At 40.9% G+C, this 16681-nt stretch carries 14 protein-coding genes; 1 reads left to right on the top strand and 13 read right to left on the bottom strand.

Annotation, left to right across the window (positions count from 1 at the left end):
• Positions 1 to 264 precede the first annotated feature (264 nt).
• Entirely contained in the window at positions 265 to 3045 is a 2781-nt protein-coding gene (locus PCY16_RS04165; RefSeq protein WP_195413393.1) for a cation-transporting P-type ATPase, read from the bottom strand.
• A gap of 115 nt (positions 3046 to 3160) precedes the next feature.
• The gene (locus PCY16_RS04160; RefSeq protein ID WP_195413392.1) at positions 3161 to 4792 is read right to left on the bottom strand and encodes a polysaccharide biosynthesis protein; all 1632 of its coding nucleotides are present in this window, start codon (positions 4790 to 4792) and stop codon (positions 3161 to 3163) included.
• A 94-nt stretch (positions 4793 to 4886) separates the two neighbouring features.
• Between PCY16_RS04160 and PCY16_RS04155 the strand changes: the two genes are divergently transcribed.
• The gene (locus PCY16_RS04155; RefSeq protein WP_195413391.1) at positions 4887 to 6332 is read left to right on the top strand and encodes a UDP-N-acetylmuramoyl-L-alanyl-D-glutamate--L-lysine ligase; all 1446 of its coding nucleotides are present in this window, start codon (positions 4887 to 4889) and stop codon (positions 6330 to 6332) included.
• Positions 6333 to 6394: 62 nt separating this feature from the next.
• Here the strand turns inward: PCY16_RS04155 and PCY16_RS04150 are convergent, their stop codons facing one another.
• From PCY16_RS04150 to tsaE, 11 genes are all read right to left on the bottom strand, one after another.
• Complete coding sequence (locus tag PCY16_RS04150) at positions 6395 to 7627, bottom strand: peptidoglycan bridge formation glycyltransferase FemA/FemB family protein (RefSeq protein WP_195413390.1); 1233 nt, start codon at positions 7625 to 7627, stop codon at positions 6395 to 6397.
• Positions 7628 to 7929: 302 nt separating this feature from the next.
• Entirely contained in the window at positions 7930 to 8493 is a 564-nt protein-coding gene (locus tag PCY16_RS04145) for a TIGR00730 family Rossman fold protein (protein WP_195413389.1), read from the bottom strand.
• 64 nt (positions 8494 to 8557) lie between these two features.
• Complete coding sequence (gene rbfA, locus PCY16_RS04140) at positions 8558 to 8911, bottom strand: 30S ribosome-binding factor RbfA (RefSeq protein WP_002883798.1); 354 nt, start codon at positions 8909 to 8911, stop codon at positions 8558 to 8560.
• Between the two features lie 93 nt (positions 8912 to 9004).
• The gene (infB, locus tag PCY16_RS04135; RefSeq protein WP_195413388.1) at positions 9005 to 11821 is read right to left on the bottom strand and encodes a translation initiation factor IF-2; all 2817 of its coding nucleotides are present in this window, start codon (positions 11819 to 11821) and stop codon (positions 9005 to 9007) included.
• Positions 11822 to 11839: 18 nt separating this feature from the next.
• On the bottom strand, positions 11840 to 12142 hold the full coding sequence (locus PCY16_RS04130; RefSeq protein WP_002883776.1) for a YlxQ-related RNA-binding protein: 303 nt from the start codon (positions 12140 to 12142) through the stop codon (positions 11840 to 11842).
• Positions 12135 to 12431: a YlxR family protein gene (locus PCY16_RS04125; RefSeq protein WP_195413387.1), complete on the bottom strand. Its 297-nt coding sequence runs from the start codon at positions 12429 to 12431 to the stop codon at positions 12135 to 12137. Before PCY16_RS04125 ends, PCY16_RS04130 begins: the two co-directional genes overlap by 8 nt.
• Before the next feature lie 20 nt (positions 12432 to 12451).
• Positions 12452 to 13651: a transcription termination factor NusA gene (nusA, locus tag PCY16_RS04120; protein ID WP_195413386.1), complete on the bottom strand. Its 1200-nt coding sequence runs from the start codon at positions 13649 to 13651 to the stop codon at positions 12452 to 12454.
• 65 nt (positions 13652 to 13716) lie between these two features.
• Positions 13717 to 14190, bottom strand: coding sequence for a ribosome maturation factor RimP (rimP, locus tag PCY16_RS04115; protein ID WP_002883745.1), 474 nt, complete (start codon positions 14188 to 14190; stop codon positions 13717 to 13719).
• 152 nt (positions 14191 to 14342) lie between these two features.
• Entirely contained in the window at positions 14343 to 15596 is a 1254-nt protein-coding gene (locus PCY16_RS04110; protein WP_195413385.1) for an LCP family protein, read from the bottom strand.
• Between the two features lie 8 nt (positions 15597 to 15604).
• Positions 15605 to 16126: a GNAT family N-acetyltransferase gene (locus tag PCY16_RS04105; RefSeq protein ID WP_195413384.1), complete on the bottom strand. Its 522-nt coding sequence runs from the start codon at positions 16124 to 16126 to the stop codon at positions 15605 to 15607.
• A complete protein-coding gene (tsaE, locus tag PCY16_RS04100; RefSeq protein WP_073688670.1) occupies positions 16119 to 16562 on the bottom strand; it encodes a tRNA (adenosine(37)-N6)-threonylcarbamoyltransferase complex ATPase subunit type 1 TsaE in 444 nt (147 codons plus the stop codon). The genes PCY16_RS04105 and tsaE overlap by 8 nt, the downstream gene beginning before the upstream one ends.
• Positions 16563 to 16681: the final 119 nt, after the last annotated feature.

The following is a 16681-nucleotide window of genomic DNA, read 5'->3' as shown; positions in this document are numbered from 1 at the left end:
TATACTCCATATCTATGACCTCTATTTTATCACTATTTTCTGAAAATAATGGTAAGTTCATCATACGGATTCTTGATAGTTAGTTATAGTTTATTTCTATAACCTAAAAAGACAGATAGATGCTGACTATAATTTAAAATAAGCCCAATTTTTGAGATTGTCAAAAGTAGGTTTTCAAGCATCAAAAAGTGCCTGAAACATCATAGTTTCAAGCACTAAGAAATGATTTAAAAGTCTTGCTTCAATCTGAGGTAAGCCACCGACTTACTTTTTATCAAATAAGCGATATCTGATTTCTTCCAAAGCCATAATAACAAACGGACAAGCAAGTAAATAGAGCCAATCATCAAGTCCAATAGGTGCAGTGTTAAATAGCGTGTGGAAGAAAGGCACGTAAGACAGGATGATAAAGAGAACAATTTCTAAAACAACCCCTAAGCTAATAATCCGATTAGCAAATGGTTTAACTTGGAATATAGACCCTCTACCTTTACGACTATTCATAGCCATACCAATTTGGGTAAAGATAATAGCTCCTAAGGTCATGGTAGTTGCCTCTCGATAGAGAGGACCTGAGCTGGCCAAATGGTTTAAGTTACCTTGATTAACCCAATAATTAAGGAAGAAAGCCCCCATAGCTAAGGCTGCTTCAATCAGTCCATACCAGACAAAAGCCTTAATCAACAATTGTCGATTGAGCAAGCGATCTGAAAGACGTCTTGGTGGTCTGTCCATAACGCCCTCTTCAGGCGGTTCAACCCCTAGCCCCAAAGCAGGCATCATATCTGTTCCCAGGTCGATGGCTAGGATTTGCATAACCGTTAAGGGAAGAGGTATGCGTCCCAAAGAGAACAAGAAGAAAGCAGAGGGTACGGCTTCTGGCGTGTTGGAATTAAAAATATAAGTCAGGAATTTTTGAATATTTCTATAAACCGCACGACCTTCTTCGACAGCATGAACAATAGAAGCAAAATGATCATCTGTTAAAATCATATCGGCAGATTCCTTGGCAACATCAGTTCCTGATAGCCCCATAGCTACACCGATATCAGCTTTTTTAAGGGCAGGAGCATCATTAACACCATCACCAGTAACAGCGACAACTTCGCCAAGTTCTTGAAGGGCATTGACCACACGGTATTTTTGTTCAGGTGCTACACGAGCAAAAACGATTTCGCCTTTAAGAGCTTCTTTAAGCTGATTGTCATCCATGTCTGCCAGTTCAAGGCCTGAAACAACACGTGCATCGTCCCCTTGTACAATTCCGATTTTCTTGGCAATGCTAAGAGCTGTCAAACCATAATCACCTGTCACCATGATAATACGAATACTAGCTCTATGGCATTTTTCAATGGCTTTACGCACACCCTGACGTGGCGGATCACTCATGGCAACCAAGCCTAGAAAGACCATATTGTCCTCCAAGGTCTGCATGTCCCACTTGTCTTCTCCAACATGCTCACTGTCTAAAGGTCTATAGGCCACTGCTAAAACACGTAAACCATCGCGAGCAAACTGGTCGTTAGCCGCAAGGATAGCCTGACGCTCTGTAGCCGTCAATGATACAATCATCCCTTGATTATCATAGTAGTCCGAGCAAAGCTCCATCACTTCTTTAGGAGCACCTTTGGTGATAGAGATATGATGACTGCCATCCAATCCTGCTTCAAGCTTATGCACTGTCGTCATCCGTTTACGATCAGAATCAAAGGGAATCTCCTTGATACGAGGGGCCCAAGTGTGATTGTCATTTAAATTAATTCCGGCTTTTTCGGCGAGAACATTAAGACAAGCCTCAGTTGGATCACCTAAAATTGTAAAATTGGGATTATCAGCACTAGGAGCCACAACTTGAGCATTACTAGCCAAATGAGAGAATCGGACCAAACGATTAAGAAGCTCATTTTCTTCAAGAGAAACAGGTTGTCCTCCCTGCTCAATCTGCCCTTCCGGTGCGTAACCTAGCCCAGTTACCCCATAACTGTCTGACAAGGTCCACAGGTGGTTAACCGTCATAGCATTTTGCGTCAAAGTCCCTGTTTTATCCGAACAAATAACAGAGGTTGCTCCGAGTGTCTCTACCGAAGACAACTTCTTAACCAAAGCATGATCCTTAGCCATACGCTGAACGGCCATGGCTAGAGAGAGAGTAACTGTGGGAAGAAGTCCCTCTGGAATAAAGGCCACAATCATCCCCAATGCAAAAATAAAGGCTTGAGACAAAGGCTGATGGACAAATAGAGTCGCTGCCACCATAAAGAAGAGACCTACAGATACTGCGATAACCGAAATCTGTTTAGTCAAATGGTCTAATTCTTTCTGAAGAGGACTCTTTTCCTGAGAAAGATTCTGTGTCAAATCCGCAATCTGTCCAAACTCAGTTTTCATACCGATAGCAGATACTATAAAATGTCCAGAGCCAGAAGAGACTGTCGTCCCTGCAAATACCATATTGTCATATTCTAACTCAGTCTTGTCGGGAGTCAAATCTGCTTGATCTGACTTATAAATAGGATTAGACTCACCAGTGAGGGCCGATTGATTAACCTGCAAATCTGTCACAGCGACCAAGCGTCCGTCTGCAGAAATACGGTCTCCTTCTTCAATGAAAACCAAGTCACCTGGCACCAAGTCTTGAGCTAGAATCTTGTCCTCCTTACCATCACGAAGAACTCGCGCATAGGATGGAAGAAGCTTGTTAAGAGCTGCCGTAGCCTGACTTGCTCTATATTCTTGAATAAAGCTAAAGAGACCATTAATAATGTTGACCAACCAAATTGCAATCCCCAACTCTAAGCTATGAGAAAGCATAGCGATAAAGCCACCGACCCACAATAAGAGTGCCATGAGACTGGTAAAATGTCTGAAAAAGACCAGCCAGATAGGCTCCTTCTTACTTTCCTTCAATTGGTTAGGTCCATAAGTCGCCTGCCTCTCCTTAACCTCTTGTGAGCTCAAACCTTGACGGCTTGTCTGCAAGACTTGGTAAACTTGTTCAGGAGGATAGGTCCCTAATTTTATCTTTTCTTGTCTAGAATCAGTCATAGTTCTTTCCTCGATTCTAAATCATTAAAACGATTTCATTTTTTCACCCCTATTATACTCCTTTTTCAGAAAATGTTGATAAGAAAAAACCAAGCCACACGACTTGGTTTAAATCTTATTTAATATGTAATTTAGCACGTAGGCTAGCTGCTCGGGTGCCAAGCAATTGGTCAGCCATACGAGTTACAAGTGCAAGAACGCCATAGACACCAATTCCAAGGCCTCCTCCAATGATCAAGTAAATCACACTGCCCACACGGCTTGTTGGTAAAAGTACAAACTGGAACACCCCATAGAAGACTGCAACTGGAATAGCCATGAGCACTGTAAGGATACAGATGAGTAAGGCTTTTCTAAACAATGTCTTACGACTAAAGTGCGTAACAGTGTGGAGGCGATTATACATCAGAGCAATTGGAACACCTAAGCCGATGGCTGTTGAAATAACTGGTCCAAGAGCTCCTAGGAAAATAATCAATGGTAACTGTAAGATCCCCTTAACTAAAACCCCAATCGCAAAATAGTTGATAGCTTTACGGGTTTCAAAGATTGCCTGAAGCATAGGTGCTAAAACGCTATACAAGGCCAAGAAAATAACTTGAATCAGACTGGCTACAAAGAGCAAGTGGGCCTGGCTATCTGGTGCCCCGTAAAAAACCGTGTAGAGTGGTTTAGCCAGAATCACTGATCCTGCAATGGCAGGTACAATAAAGAGCAAAAGCAACTGTAGGTTATTGATAATCAGTTTAGCCGCTCCCCTAAGATCCTTCTTAACCATATTTTCCGTTAAGAGTGGAATCCCAACCCCAGCAATGGAGATAGCTACAGCAATCAAAATCATAGTAATCTTACTTGGGTTTGAAGACAAGTAAGCATAGAGAACCTGAAGCTGACTGTTACTATAGCTTGTAAACTTCTCCATAGTACGGATAAAGGTCCATTGATCAATCAACTGGAAAAGTTGAACCGCTGACCCAGTGATAATGAAAGGAATGGCTTCCTTAAAGGTTTCAATAACAATTGCAGTCGGATTGATATCTGGATGAACAGCCTGCTTGCCAAAAAGACTCTTGAGCTTGCCCTCCTTCCAAAGGTAGAAGAAAAGCACCCCATAACTAGCCAACATACCGATGAAAGCGGCAAAAGTCGATTGGACAACTGCTGTCACATAATCGCCTGTCCCAATTTTCATGATGAAGAAGGTCGCCAACAGCATCCAAATAACACGGATAATCTGCTCCGCAATCTGACTTAAGGCATAAGGCTTCATGTTGTTAAAGCCTTGGAAAAAACCTCGTAAAACAGACATAGATGGGAAAATAACAACTGCCCAAGAGAGACTACGCATTACGCGAACCAGATCCTCGTCTCCCCCAGAAAGGTAAGACATCCACGGCGAAGCAAAGTACATGAAAACGCCAAAGATCAGTCCGAGACCAATCATGTAATACAAGATACGCTTGAGTAAGAAGAAACTCGTCTCCATCTTTCCAAGAGTGTTGTATTTAGACACCTGTTTGGCAATTGCGACTGGAATCCCTGCTGTAGAAATCAAAAGGAAAAGGGCATAAATGTTATACCCTTGACCAAAGAGGGCATTGGCTTGGTCGCCCTGTTTACCCATCCAAGCATACCAAGGAATAATGTAAAGTGCCCCTAATAGACGACTGATAATATTGGATGCTGTCATCCACGCCGTCCCTCTTAGCATCTGCTGCTGCTGTGTGTCAGTTTTTGTTTCAGTCATAATTTTCTTTCTAAAGAATAAAATATAATCTAGTTTATTATAAACTTTTGGCTGTGACTTGTAAAACAAGAACATTAAGGCTAAAATAGGAACTATGATTACTATTGAACAAGTTCTAGAGGTTCTCAAAAAGGACCGTAATTTTCGAGATATTATTGACCAAGACAACTACTACTATTCATGGACTGGAGTGACTTTTGATCATCTTTCTTACGACAGTCGTGATGTCACACCATCTTCCCTCTTTTTTGCCAAAGGAGCTGCTTTCAAGCCTGAATTTTTAGAGAATGCTGTCAAAGCTGGCTTGAGTTTCTACGTGGCTGAAAAAGATTATCAAGTGGGAATTCCTGTCATTATCGTAACAGATATCAAGCAGGCTATGAGCCTCGTTGCTCAGGCCTTCTACCAATACCCCCAAGACAAACTAAAATTGCTGGCTTTTACTGGGACAAAAGGGAAAACAACAGCAGCCTACTTTGCCTTCAATATTCTCAAGCAAAGTCATAAACCTGCTATGCTTTCAACCATGAACACGACACTAGACGGAAAAAACTTCTTCAAGTCTACCTTAACAACACCTGAGAGTTTGGACCTTTTCCGTATGATGGCTGAAGCTGTTGATAATGACATGACCCATCTGATTATGGAAGTCTCAAGTCAAGCCTATCTGACTAAGCGTGTCTATGGACTGACTTTTGATGTAGGTGTCTTTCTTAACATCAGCCCAGACCATATTGGACCTATTGAACATCCAACCTTTGAAGACTACTTCTACCATAAGCGTCTTCTCTTGGAAAACAGTCGAGTTGTTATCGTCAATAGCGGTATGGATCACTTTGCTCTTGTCGCTGAGGAAGTTGCGGATAAAGAGCATGACTTCTATGGTAAAAACTCCGACAATGCTGTTAAACATGGCTCAGGTTTTAGCTTTAAGGCAAGTGGGAAATTAGCCGGCGACTATGATATCCAACTTATCGGTGATTTTAACCAGGACAATGCTATGGCTGCAGGTCTAGCCTGCCTACGTCTTGGAGCTAGCCTTCAAGACATCAAAGGAGGGATTGCTCAGACCTCTGTTCCAGGGCGTATGGAGGTTCTTACACAAACTAAAGGTGCCAAGGTTTTTGTGGACTATGCTCACAATGGAGATAGCCTAGATAAGCTCTTACAAGTCGTAACTAGCCATCAAGATGGCCATATTAGCCTAATTCTAGGGGCTCCTGGAAATAAAGGTGAAAGTCGTCGTAAAGACTTCGGACATGTCCTCAATACCTACCCTGATGTTGATGTCTTCCTAACAGCCGACGATCCTAACAAGGAGGATCCTCTTGCTATCTGTCAAGAAATTGCCAGTCACATCAACCGTGAGGTACGTATCATTGTTGATCGAGAAGAAGCAATCAAAACAGCAATGTCTGAGACTACAGACTCCAAAGACGCTGTGGTTATTGCCGGTAAAGGTGCTGATGCTTTCCAAATCGTAAATGGGAAACGTGATAACTATGCTGGCGATATTGAAGTCGCTAAGAAATATTTGTAAACAACAAAAAGTCAATTGAGGTATTACAATTAGCCTCAATTGACTTTTTTCTATATAAGGAGCTAGTCTTTACCTAGTGTTTTCTTAAAAATATCATAGAAAGGATTTAGGGTCTTATCAAAAGAGGCAACAAGTGTTTCTAACTGCCCTCCAAATTGACGTTTGAAATGGAAGTTCCCTTTTCCAGTACTAGCTGCTTCAGTTTCAATTGTCCCATAAAAATTAAACCGCTCTTTACCCTTACGCTTAGCATATTGTAGCATTTCCCAATGAAGAAGAACTGCCCCACCAAAATTAAGGTAGGCTTCATCATTCCCGCCGTAAAAGCTGACGACTTCTGATCCATAATCCATAAAAAGATAAGCCGATAGAGGTAATTTGTCACCAGTGATTTGATAGGTCTTAAATTGCTCTAAACGTTTATAGTAGCTTCTAAGCTGATCTTGGGCATCCGCAATCTGACCCTTGGTTCGTTTTTTCTGAGGACCATCTTTTAAAGCCTGAATCCTAGTTTCAAAAGATTTAATGTTCTCATCAAGATAAGCCAAATAAGCTGGACAATCCAAATAAGCTAACATAAACTTTGCAGATTTTCCAAAGTTCCTCTTCAAATCTTGGAAATAGGTTAATGGATGAACTGAAAATCCTTTTCTCTCTGCTGTCCGAACTAGGATGTCATAAAACTGATCAATATTATCCTCACTTAACTCTTCAACTTTGACATTCAAAGCGGTAAATTTTTTTAAATCTCGCTTCAAGGATGGTAAGAAAGCTGCGAGCATCTCGTCAGAAGTAGTAAAGGTATCAATGGGTTTGACAAACATCTGATTAACAACTAGAGCCTGTTCTGGATCTAAATACTGCTCAAAACCTAATTTTTCAAATACCTTGGAGACTTCATCAGCCTTATCTTCTTCAAGGATTTCAAGTTCTTCATTCCTAATAAGATTGGTAAGATAGGGATGAATAGAAAGTGATGCAATATTTTTCTTTTTTAAATAGAGTATCAAGGCCTCAAGAAGGTCTGGCAAATCAGTTATAGAATTGTAATCTAGCAAGGGGCCATGCAATAAGAGTGCTTTCCTAAAGATACGAAAACTCCTCCTGTAAACGATAATGGTTTGCCCCACTATCAGGCCATCCCTTTCAAAAACCAGAGCCTCTACTTCACCTATATGATTACGGCTTAACTGAAGTTTAGCCATCTCAGCTGACTGTAAAAAATTAGTATCCTTATAGTTTGTCTGTGTCTTTTGATAATCATCAAAATTGACACTTTTAACCATAATAGACATTACTATCATCCCTTTCGTCTATCCTAAATCCCACATTTGCTGCTAAACGTTAAATTAGTCTAACGATTAGCAAAGTTTTCCAGACCAAGAGGGGTATTAAATAGTACGGATATTACTCACAGATGATGAGGAAAATTTGGTAAACGATTAAATTTACAAACACTATTATATACAAATTATTCATTTTTGTTAAGGAATTTTTAGTTAATTTTCTGAAATTTATAAGAAATACTAATTACTATCGTCTCTTCATCAAAAAAACTCTCCTCGTTTAAACTTAGAGAGTTAATCTATCATAAAAATTAGCGATAACGTCTCAATTGAGGAGGCGTGTATGACTGGACGAAAGCTTCAATTTCTGAAAAATCATCTGTAAAGAGGAATTTTGCTGCTGTTTCAGCCTCTAAAAAGTCATGAGTAACCATGGTATCCAACATTGTTTTCATAGCATCATAATAGCCATTGAGATTGAAGAAAACACAGGGTTTGTCCAGCTTACCGACGCGAGCACCTGCAATAGCTTCAGAAATTTCTTCCAGTGTTCCTAGACCTCCTGGAAGGGCGATAAAGAGGTCTCCTTGCTCTAGCATGGCAGTCTTTCGTTCTGCCATGGTTTCTACTATGGTCATTGAAGTCAATCCCTCATAAGCTATCTCCCTATCTTTGAGGAATTGCGGCATAATTCCATGAGCCTCTCCCCCATTTTTCAAAACAGTATCACCAAGAACTCCCATCAGCCCCATCTTACTACCACCATAGACTAGAGTATGCCCATTTTTAGCAATCCACTGGCCCAAGGCAATCGTTGCTTTCTTAAAGCTAGGATTGTCACCCATATTAGCTCCCAAATAGACTGTTACTTTCATTGAAGTCCTCCTTTTTATTCTATTATAACGCAAAATTCCTGCCATAACTGACAGGAATTTTTTCTTAGTCTTTACGCTCCAAATTACGAAGCATCTCATCAATTTTATTACCGTATTCGATAGATTCATCCTTAATGAAGGTCAAATCTGGAATCTTATACATAGTTAATTTTTTACCAAGTTCACGCTTGATTGTCCCAGTAGCCTTTTCAAGACCAGTTTGTGCTTTTTGGTTATCTGAGGCCAAGGTTGAATGAATAGTGTAAAAAATCTTAGCAGCTGACAAATCACCTAGCATTTGTACATCTGTGATAGTGACATCTTGCACGCGTGGATCACGAACCTTCTTTTGAAGAATTTCATTGACCTCACGTTTGATTTCCATACCAACACGGTCTACACGAAATGAGTTTCCCATAGTCTTATCCTTTCTCTCTTATTATGATGGAACAAAAGCCAGGCCAGATGACCTAGCTTTATCTCCTAAGTAAGCTTTTTAAAGCTAACAAAATTAACGTTTAATTTCTTCCATAATGTAAGCTTCGATAACGTCATCAACTTTAATATCATTGTAGTTTTCAATCATCAAACCACCCTCTTGAGCGTTTCCGACTTCTTTAACGTCATCTTTAAAGTGTTTCAAGCTTGCCAATTTACCATCAAAAATAACGACACCATCACGAATCACACGGGCACTTGAATCACGAGTGATTTTACCACTAGTAACCATGAACCCACCGATTGTTCCGACTTTAGAAACTTTGAAGGTTTCACGGATAATAGCTTCACCCATGACTTTTTCTTCAAACTCAGGATCAAGCATCCCTTTCATGGCATCTTCGATTTCTTCGATAACCTTGTAGATGATGCTGTGAAGACGAATTTCAACTTCATCAGTTTCCGCTTGTTGACGTGCTTGTGGTGTAGGACGAACGTTAAATCCGATAACAACGGCATCTGAAGCTTCCGCAAGAGTAATATCAGATTCGTTGATAGCACCTACCGCTGAGTGAACAACATTAACGCGAACACCCTCAACATCAATCTTAAGAAGTGACGCTGCCAAGGCTTCAACAGAACCTTGTACATCGGCCTTGATGATAACATTAACAGTCTTCAATTCACCGGCTTTAAGGGTGTCAAAGAGGTTATCAAGGCTAACACGATGTGTTTGTTGACGTTGTTTCATAAGGGCACGTTTGGCACGTTCTTCACCGGCTGCGCGAGCTGCTTTTTCATCTTCATAAACGGCAAAATGGTCACCCGCCATAGGCGCTTCGTTCAAACCAGTAATTGAAACTGGCGTTGATGGTGCTGCAGTCTTAATACGACGACCAAGGTCATTGGTCATAGCACGGACACGTCCGAAGGTATTACCAACAACGATTGGGTCTTGAACATGCAAGGTACCTTGTTGAACAAGGAGGGTTGCAACCGCACCTTTACCTTTATCCAAACGAGCTTCAATAACGGTACCGATGGCACGAACACTTGGATCCGCTTTAAGCTCTTCCACTTCAGCCACAAGAAGAACGGTTTCAAGCAATTCTTCAATGTTTTGTCCAAATTTAGCTGAGATTTCAACGAATTCACTATCGCCACCCCATGCTGTTGAAATGACTCCATGCTCAGCCAATTCACCGATAACACGTTCTGGGTTAGCACCTGGTTTATCAATCTTGTTAATCGCAACAATTATTGGAACACCAGCAGCCTTAGAGTGGTTGATGGCTTCAATCGTTTGTGGCATAACACCATCATCCGCAGCTACAATCAAGATAGTAATATCTGTAACAGAAGCACCACGGGCACGCATAGATGTAAAGGCCGCGTGTCCAGGAGTATCAAGGAAGGTAATTTTCTTACCACCCTCTTCAATTTGGTAGGCACCAATATGCTGTGTGATACCACCAGCTTCTCCAGTCGCAACACGTGAGTTACGAAGGGTATCAAGAAGGGTTGTTTTACCATGGTCAACGTGTCCCATGATAGTAACAACTGGTGCACGTTCTACCATAGCATCTTTGTTAAGGTAATCTTCGTCAACAAAGAAACGTTCGATATCAGCATTATCGACTTCTTCTTTCTTGGTTGCCTCAATACCATAGTCAACCATCAACAACTCAATGGTATCCCCGTCAAGAGATTGGTTTTGAGTTGCCATAACGCCCATCATGAAGAGTTTCTTAACGATTTCAGCTGGTTCGCGTTTAATACGTTTTGCGATTTCTGCAACCGTCATGCCTTCAGTGTATTCAAATTCTTTTGGTAATTCATGGAATTTACGCTCTGTTACTGGTTTTGGAGCTGAATTACCACGGTTATTTTTACCTTTTTTATTTTTGTTTTTGTTCCAGTTACTATTTCGTTGATTTCTCACTTGGTTTTGATTATTCCACTTATTATTTCTTGTTTGCTTAGGTCCATCTTCATTCTCGCGACGATTATCACGTGATTTATCTGGACGTGCCTTTTTACGACGTGTATCTTGTTCTTGTGCAGCCGGTGCTGGTTTTGGAGCTGGCTTAGCTTCAGCAACTGCTTTTTGAGCAGCGACTTCAGCCTGTTGTTTTTCTTTTCTTGCCTTTTCCTGCTCTTTCGCTCGGCGTTGCTCTGCAGCTTTTTCTTCACGGAAGCGTGTTTCACTTTGACGTGAATACTCTGCATTTTGCTCTGCTTTCAAGGCTGCTGCACGCGCTTTAAAGTCAATACGTGGTCCTGCCTGATTGTTACGGGCAGCATCGTTACGTTTATTGCGACCTTGATCATTGCGCTGTTTACCTTGGAAATTACGGTCACGATTACTCTTGTTATCGCGGTTTCCATTGTTACGGTTTCCTTGACCATTTCCATTTTGGTTGCGACGATCATTATTCTGACGTTTACCTTGATCGTTTCCTTGTTGTTTTCGGTTACGATTACGGTTGTCACGGCCTCCGCCATTTTGACGACGTTCTGCTTCTGCCTTGGCACGCGCTTCACGTTCTGCCTTAAAGTTACGGCTTTGTGGTTTCTTTGGAGTCGCAGGTGTTTCCTTTGCCTCAGCCTTTGGAGACTCCTTAGCAGGAGTTGATTTCGAAGCAGGAGCCTCAACAACCTTAGGCGCTACCTTTTCCTCTTTAGGAGCAGGTGCCACTTTGGAAGCTGGCTTACTTTCAGCCTTAACAGCTCCCCCTTTTAAACTTGAAGTGATACGATTAGCATCAGCTTCTTCAACTGATGAGGAGTGGCTCTTCACAGAAAGACCAAGTTCTTGAGCTTTTGCAACAACAACTTTGCTCTCTACACCAACCTCTTTTGCGATTTCATATAATCGTTTCTTTGACACGTGATGTCCTCCTATTCTTTAGTCCATAAGAGTCCTCATTTTCTTTGAAAATCCAGCATCAACTACAGCAACCGTTTTTCTTGGTTTACCAATAGCCATGCTTAATTCCAGTGCGTTAAACACTGTGGAGACTTCTATATTATAGTAGTTACATTTATCAGTCGTCTTTTTAGTCACGTTACTACCAGCATCATTGGCAAGAAAAACTAGTCTCGCCTGCCCTGATTGAACTGCCTTAATGACAAGTTCCTCGCCAGAAATAAGCTTTCCAGCTCTTTGTGCTAGTCCCAACATATTTGACAATTTTTCTGTGTTATTCAAGACCTAACTCTCTTCTTTTGACCTTGTGATCCACATAAGCAATGAGTTCATCATAAAAACTTTCAGGAACATCCATGGAGAAACTATGGTTAAAAGCACGTTTCTTTTTGGCTTGGAGAGCTTCTTCATTATCTAATTTAATGTAAGCACCTCGGCCATTTTTCTTTCCTGTTGGATCAATGAAAATCTCACCATCTTTAGTTTTTACAATGCGGAGCAAATCACGTTTATCAATGATTTCTCCTGAGACAACTGATTTGCGTAAAGGTATTTTTCGTGTTTTAGGCATCAAACACCTCTATGTTCTTCTTATTCTGCTTCTGTTGTTTCAGTTACTTCTTCTGTTGTAACATCAACAGGTGTAGCTTCTTCTGCAACAATCTCATCTACAACTTCCTCAGTAGCAGCCTCAGCTTTTTCAGCTTCGAGTGCTTCGTATTCAGAAGCTGACTTGATGTCAATACGGTAACCAGTCAAATGAGCTGCCAAACGAACGTTTTGCCCACGACGACCAATTGCAAGAGATAATTTGTTATCTGGCACAACTACTGTTGCACGTTTGCTATCATCTTCGTCGAAGAGAACATAATCCACTTCAGCCGGTGCAATAGCATTGTAGATGAATTCAGCTGGATCTTCAACCCATTGAATAACATCAATATTTTCCTCAACAGGAACTTCAATTCCTGTCTTAGCATCCAAACGTGTTGGGTGGAAACGGCTGACAACTTTCTTAATATTGCTTCCACCACGACCAACGATAGTACCAATAGCATCAACGTTAGGATTATGACTGCGAACAGCAACCTTGGTACGATCACCTGCTTCACGAGACACGCTCATGATTTCTACAGTTCCATCAAATACTTCTGGAATTTCTTGTTCCATGATACGTTTGATGAATTCTGGATGGCTACGGCTGACAAAGACGTTAACACCTTTAGGGTTGTTTTCAACTTTATAAACATAAACATCAATGACATCATGTGACTTAAAGCTTTCACCAGGAATTTGATCTTGGCGTGACAATTGAGCTTCGAGCGTTCCAAGATTGACATAAATGAAACGTTGGTCGAAGCGTTCAACTGTTCCTTGCATGATTTCACCTTCATGTTGCTTATAGTCATTATAAGTGATTTCACGCATCTGCTTGCGCATTTTTTCCATAATGGTTTGTTTGGCAGATTGCGCTGCAACACGACCAAATTCATCTACTGACTCTTCAAAACGAATCTTGTCACCGAGCTCGTAAGCAGAGCTGATAGCAAGTGCATCTTTCAAGCTAATTTCCAAACGACTATCAAAGACTTCGTCTACAACTTCACGAACGGTATAAACTTGAAAATCACCTGTTTTTTCATTGAATTCAACTACAGCTGATTCTGACTGACCATAACGACGCTTGTAGGCTGACTTAAGTGATTCAACCACAGCATCGATGATGTCTTCCTTGTTAATGTGTTTTTCTTCTTCCAAGACACGGAAGGCTTCTAGCATTTCTTTGCTCATATTCTTTGTTGTTTTAGCCTCTATTGGCCAAAACTGGCATCCTTTCTTTATTTACACTAAGAGTTTTAGAGTTTGACTGCCAAACGAGCTTTAGCAACTGTTTGATAGGGAATCTCAACAGTTTTATGGCGAGTCTTATCAAGGTAATCGATTGTTAGGGTTTCCCCATCAAAGGCCACCAAGTCACCTTGGAAAATCTTGATCTTATCAATAGCCTTGTAAAGACTAACATTGATATACTGACCAACAGCATTTGTCAAAGCTTCTTTGGTTTTTAAGGGACGCTCTAACCCTGGACTAGAAACTTCCAGCATGTATTGATCCGGGAAAGGATCAGGCTGAATAGTATCCAAGAGGGGACTGATAATTTCAGTCAAGTCTGCAGTATCTTCTACAGTAATACCACCTGGCTTATCAATCAAAACTGACAAGACATAGTCACCGCCAAGCTTTTCGTACTCGATATCGACCAGTTCGTATGGCTCAGGAATAGCTGGAGCTACGACTGCCGTCACGAGATCAATAATTTTTTGCGACATTATGACCTCCTTACACACACAAGAGACGAAGTTTCTACTCCGCCTCTCTTTCGTTATTTTCCTATATTATAGCATAGCTCAAAAGCCATTGCAAGGAATAACCATATCGCTGTCATTTCAAAGCAAAAAGGTTGGGAATCACCCAACCTCATTTATTGTGCCGCTGGAACAGTGCTATAGGTAGTCACACCCGATCCATTATTATTGTATGTAGGGGTTGTCGTACCTTGTTCCTGAACATAATTACCTGTGTTTTCACTATAATTATTACTATAGTTAGTACCTCCATTATAGGTACTTACCGATCCACCACCTGCTGCCTCAGATGGCCCAGCCTCATAATTTGAAGATGCTTCACTTGAAGCCGCACCTCCTTTAGAATTAACGAAATCATCTGAACCATAGTTAGAGCTACCAGATCCATAGAGAACCAAACTAGTCTTAAGATTGGATTCAGAGACTTTTTTCTTACCAACTTCCTTCTTAATACGGTTTTGCACCTTAAGAATATCCTCAGTAGAGGCCACTTGATAGCTTCCTCCGTTAATCATGGCATCCGAACCAGCCAATTGGTATGACTTAATATTTTTAAGTGCATCACTATAGCCCATCAAGCTACGCAGAGTATTGGTATCACCAAGATCAATGCTAGTTTGAACATTTGAACTTACAGCTGACAAGATTTTCTTGTAAGAACCAATCGAGTCCATCTTCAAGAGCTTAGCTACAACTTTTTGAATAACCTCACGTTGACGTTTTTGACGACCATAGTCACCATCAGGGTCATCGTAACGCATACGTGAATACACTAAGGCTTGCTCACCGTTGATTCTATGGGTTCCAGGCTCAACTTTTGCCTGAAATTCTGGTTCATTTTCTGCAATTGAAATAGGGAAATCAAAATGATTCGTTACCTCAATTCCACCCACGGCATCTACCAGATCAATCATACCCTGCATATTAATCAGGGCATAATAGTCAATATCAATATCTAAAACCTTTTGAATAGTTGAAATAGCCAAGTCAGCACCACCCTCAGCATAGGCTGAATTTAGTTTTGCTTCCCCCGACCCCTCAATATCTGTCAAAAGGTCACGTTCCAAACTGGTCATGGTTGTTTTCTTAGTCTTAGGGTTCACTGTTACCAAGATCATGGTATCAGAGTTCCCTTCCCAGGTTTCCTTACGTTCTTTGGATCCTGTATCTACCCCCATCAACAGAATAGTTATAGGCTTAGTCTGTTGAATGGCCTTACTATTCCCAGAAGTTGCTTTAGAAGCCCTAAACGTTTTTGACAATTCGCCTGTGGCGTAATTATAAGTTGTCGTTAGGTAAATACCAGCAGCTACTACTGTCGTTGCAAAAATCGCCAACAACATCAATAAAATTTTTCGTCCAAGTTTCATGTTTTTTCCTAATCTATGAGTTTAGCCATAAGGTAAACATCTAGAAATTCTCCATTTTTAGTTCCTGCACCACGTTTCTTAGTGCCTTCAATGTCAAATCCAAATTTTTGATAGAGGTGAACCGCCCGTTTATTACGTGCTTGAACCGTCAACTCTAAGCGGCGGATAATAGGTGTATGATCTGCCCAGTCAATCATTGTTTCCATCAGAAACTGGCCAACACCATTTCCCCAGTAGGGTTTAGCAACCGCAATAAATACGTCACCAATATGACTAGTCTTAGTATCTTGATCAGAGGTTACATTACAAACACCAATGACCTCACGACCCAATTTTGCCACCAAACAAATCTCATTAAGCATATGCTGATGGCCTTCAATATAAGATGCTAACTGTTCGGCACTTAGTATAGAACTTCTAGCATCTTGTGCTAGAAAATCCGATTCCAAGGCTACAGTCTCTAGCAAGCGAGCTAGAGAGGCAGCATCCTCTCTTTGAGCTTCCTCAATGACTAATTCTTGCTCAGCCATTTACCATTTCCTCCTGAATCTCCTTACTTCTAGGACCGAAAGATTCAAAAAGCAACTGACGCCCGTCTCCATGATGAGATATCGAAATTAGGAGATAGTCCCCTAACAGACTCTCATCTAGGAGCTCACCCCACTCGATGATTGTCACGCCTTCACCATACAGAAAATCATCCAAATCAATAGAATCAGGATCATCACCAATGCGGTAGACATCTAAATGATAGAGTGGCAGTCGCCCCTCATACTCCCTTACAATAGTATAGGTTGGACTCTTTATCATTTGAGAAATATCCAAACCTTTGGCAATTCCTTTGGTTAAGGTCGTTTTGCCAGCTCCCAGATCACCTGAGAGAACAATTATATCTCCAGAATTGAGCAGTCGCCCTAGCTTTTGACCGATACTAATCAATTCTTCTTCATTTTGACTGTAAATCATGTTTTCATTATATCAAAAAATAGAAATATGGACTAGAATCCACTGTAAAAATACAGTAGAAACTTATAAATATTGAATCATTTAAGTAAGAAATTAAGATCTATGTTTTAATTTTGCAT

Origin of the sequence: Streptococcus sp. SS4, assembly GCF_030440125.1 — a bacterium.
Lineage (GTDB): Bacteria > Bacillota > Bacilli > Lactobacillales > Streptococcaceae > Streptococcus.
Note: the sequence above shows the minus strand (reverse complement) of the source record. Positions and strands in the feature narration are given on the sequence as shown.

What these genes read in the sequence shown, in the direction of transcription:
- PCY16_RS04165 (WP_195413393.1), bottom strand. Translation starts at nt 3,045, where the DNA reads ATGACTGATTCTAGACAAGAAAAGATAAAATTAGGGACCTATCCTCCT.
- PCY16_RS04160 (WP_195413392.1), bottom strand. Translation starts at nt 4,792, where the DNA reads ATGACTGAAACAAAAACTGACACACAGCAGCAGCAGATGCTAAGAGGG.
- PCY16_RS04155 (WP_195413391.1), top strand. Translation starts at nt 4,887, where the DNA reads ATGATTACTATTGAACAAGTTCTAGAGGTTCTCAAAAAGGACCGTAAT.
- PCY16_RS04150 (WP_195413390.1), bottom strand. Translation starts at nt 7,627, where the DNA reads ATGTCTATTATGGTTAAAAGTGTCAATTTTGATGATTATCAAAAGACA.
- PCY16_RS04145 (WP_195413389.1), bottom strand. Translation starts at nt 8,493, where the DNA reads ATGAAAGTAACAGTCTATTTGGGAGCTAATATGGGTGACAATCCTAGC.
- rbfA (WP_002883798.1), bottom strand. Translation starts at nt 8,911, where the DNA reads ATGGGAAACTCATTTCGTGTAGACCGTGTTGGTATGGAAATCAAACGT.
- PCY16_RS04125 (WP_195413387.1), bottom strand. Translation starts at nt 12,431, where the DNA reads ATGCCTAAAACACGAAAAATACCTTTACGCAAATCAGTTGTCTCAGGA.
- nusA (WP_195413386.1), bottom strand. Translation starts at nt 13,651, where the DNA reads ATGAGCAAAGAAATGCTAGAAGCCTTCCGTGTCTTGGAAGAAGAAAAA.
- rimP (WP_002883745.1), bottom strand. Translation starts at nt 14,190, where the DNA reads ATGTCGCAAAAAATTATTGATCTCGTGACGGCAGTCGTAGCTCCAGCT.
- PCY16_RS04110 (WP_195413385.1), bottom strand. Translation starts at nt 15,596, where the DNA reads ATGAAACTTGGACGAAAAATTTTATTGATGTTGTTGGCGATTTTTGCA.
- PCY16_RS04105 (WP_195413384.1), bottom strand. Translation starts at nt 16,126, where the DNA reads ATGGCTGAGCAAGAATTAGTCATTGAGGAAGCTCAAAGAGAGGATGCT.
- tsaE (WP_073688670.1), bottom strand. Translation starts at nt 16,562, where the DNA reads ATGATTTACAGTCAAAATGAAGAAGAATTGATTAGTATCGGTCAAAAG.